This is a genomic window from Pseudarthrobacter kochi (assembly GCF_055412805.1).
Genome location: NZ_JBVAYV010000101.1, coordinates 1 through 2,168 on the forward strand (window position 1 = coordinate 1; position 2,168 = coordinate 2,168).

General features: G+C 57.6%; 3 protein-coding genes. 2 read left to right on the forward strand and 1 reads right to left on the reverse strand.

What is annotated here, in order from left to right:
- The first annotated feature begins 608 nt into the window (after positions 1-608).
- Complete coding sequence (locus tag ACZY0Y_RS19780) at positions 609-1,253, forward strand: hypothetical protein (RefSeq protein WP_463959927.1); 645 nt, start codon at positions 609-611, stop codon at positions 1,251-1,253.
- A 20-nt stretch (positions 1,254-1,273) separates the two neighbouring features.
- Positions 1,274-1,897, forward strand: a complete 624-nt coding sequence (locus tag ACZY0Y_RS19785) for a hypothetical protein (RefSeq protein WP_463959928.1) — start codon at positions 1,274-1,276, stop codon at positions 1,895-1,897.
- A 43-nt stretch (positions 1,898-1,940) separates the two neighbouring features.
- Here ACZY0Y_RS19785 and ACZY0Y_RS19790 read toward each other — a convergent pair.
- Positions 1,941-2,168: ATP-binding protein (locus tag ACZY0Y_RS19790; RefSeq protein ID WP_463959929.1), on the reverse strand; the 228-nt coding region annotated here is incomplete at its 5' end.

Below are 2,168 nucleotides of genomic sequence, written 5' to 3' on the forward strand. Positions count from 1 at the left end.
AAGTAATCACGAGATCAACAGCATCAGCCTTGAACTCATCAGAAAACGTGGGACGGGAAGACATGGGAACAATCCTTTCAAAGACTGTCTCACATCAGTAGTACACCTCAGGGATTAGACATTGAATCTAAACTCCACCACGTTCCGTCACGGAATAACCTTTGGGTCGTACGTGGTTCCGAGGCGCCCGGGCTGAGCGCGGACGTATGCTCTGCCGACCTCAAGATGCTCCTGTGCCGACACCCTTAGCGCTAGGTGATTCGCGCCGGGGGAATGGGCGGCAACCTTCCATGCGGGCGCGAGTTGAATTCCGCCAGGAGCACCCGCCCGTAGGTGTTCAGCTACTGGCGGTCGTATACGTCCATGGTCGGAGCGGGCCATGCCTCGCGGGCGTTGACAAGAACGCGCGTTTCGAAGTGGTCCTGCATGCCTTCGGCTTGGTCCATCTTCATCGTGCGACTCGATCCTGACCGCATCCACGACCGCCTCCGTCGTGAGCCATGAACCCTGACCGATGGCCACAAATGGTCCTATAGGTTTCGTATCAAATCCGCCGATGGGCGAGTCCTATTCGACATGAAGAATACCCATCTGCATACCCTGTGACCATGACCGACAGTGTTGAGCCTCTCCTCGTACGAGCGCGAATGATGTGCGAGGACGGCCTTTTTGCGAAAGCCCACGAGCTCGTCGATAAGGCGCTCAACATGGATCCCCAAAACGCTGACGCCTACATCGTCTCTCTGATGGCACATCATCAGGCCGTGAATGAGGCAGAGCTCGGAGCGATCCCCACCGACCGTCTCGCCGCGCATCCTGACTACGTAAAGGCAATCCGTTTCGGAGACGCAGAGCTTCGCCGCCGCTTGGAGATGTACGTCGCTCGCGCATGTGAACTGGCTTCCTTCGAGGAGGCAACCCATCTGCTGCGCTTATCAGGCACCGCGCGGGACCGACCCCTAACTGAAAGTTGGCGGTCGAGTCTCGAGGCCCACGCAAAGGAGCGTATGGAAGAAGATCGACGTGAAGCTGAGGCGACGGAACGAGAAAACGCGAAGAAAGCCCGCGAGAAGGATTTAAGAACAAGAGCGGAAGAAATACTCAACGTTGATTACCATCCCGATGGGGTTCGCTGGGAAATCATCTACGTACACCCGAGCGAGGACCGTGTTCTCGTCCTGTCGAGCCACTTGATCGCGCAGCGGCCTTGGGGGGGACGACATGGCGCGATTCGGAGTTGCGGGCGTGGCTGAATTCGGAGTTCCTGGAGTCATTGCCTCCACGTTTACACGCGCGAATCGTAGCAGTCGACCACCGCACGCGAGGCGAAGCCGACTCGGTCATAGACTCGGTGTTCGTTCCGTCCGAGAACGGAGGATCCCGGCTTCCAACATACTTAGTCATTGGGAAGGACGAATTCTCGGGATATTCTCATGCAGGACAATGGTGGGTGCGGGATTCCGGCTCCGCGCCAGGACGTGCGGCAGCCATCGATAGGAACGGCCGCCCCGTTTTCACCCTGGGCCGGGAGCGCCGCTATGACCTCGAAGAGATCTATGGTGTGCCCACGCACGTTGATCTTGGGGTACGTCCGTCCTTTTGGCTCAGCGTTGGAGACCCGAAAGCGATTGACCGCCGGCACGAATCTCCTCTCGTTGCTGCCGCGCGCCGGTTGTGCGAGGAAGGGAAGTTCCGAACGGAGGGTCAGAGGAGCGTAGGCAGCCAGATGAACACAGATGCTGCCGAAGGCGCCGCGGCCGTCGCTCTCGCTCTCGATCCCAACGATGTTGGTGCTCACATCGTCGCCTTAATGGCCGATTACCTGTGCCCTACTGAAGGAGACCTGGGGCTGCTCGCCACTACGGAGATGTCTAATGTTAACGCCAACCGAAAATAGGGCCATTAGTGCCATTTGAAAACGGGGCCACGGGGTTGTGGTTCTATTGTGCCGTACTGGCGGCGGGTTGGTGTTTTTTGAGCCTGTAGCTGTTGCCTTTGAGGCTGATGACGTCGGCGTGGTGGACGATCCGGTCGATCATGGCCGAGGCGATGGTCAGGTTGAGGTGTACTACTGATGTGAGACAGTCTTTGAAAGGATTGTTCCCATGTCTTCCCGTCCCACGTTTTCTGATGAGTTCAAGGCTGATGCTGTTGATCTCGTGATTACT

Bases quoted from the DNA above. Each gene is read 5' to 3' on its own strand.
- ACZY0Y_RS19780 (WP_463959927.1), top strand. From the start codon at position 609: ATGACCGACAGTGTTGAGCCTCTCCTCGTACGAGCGCGAATGATGTGC.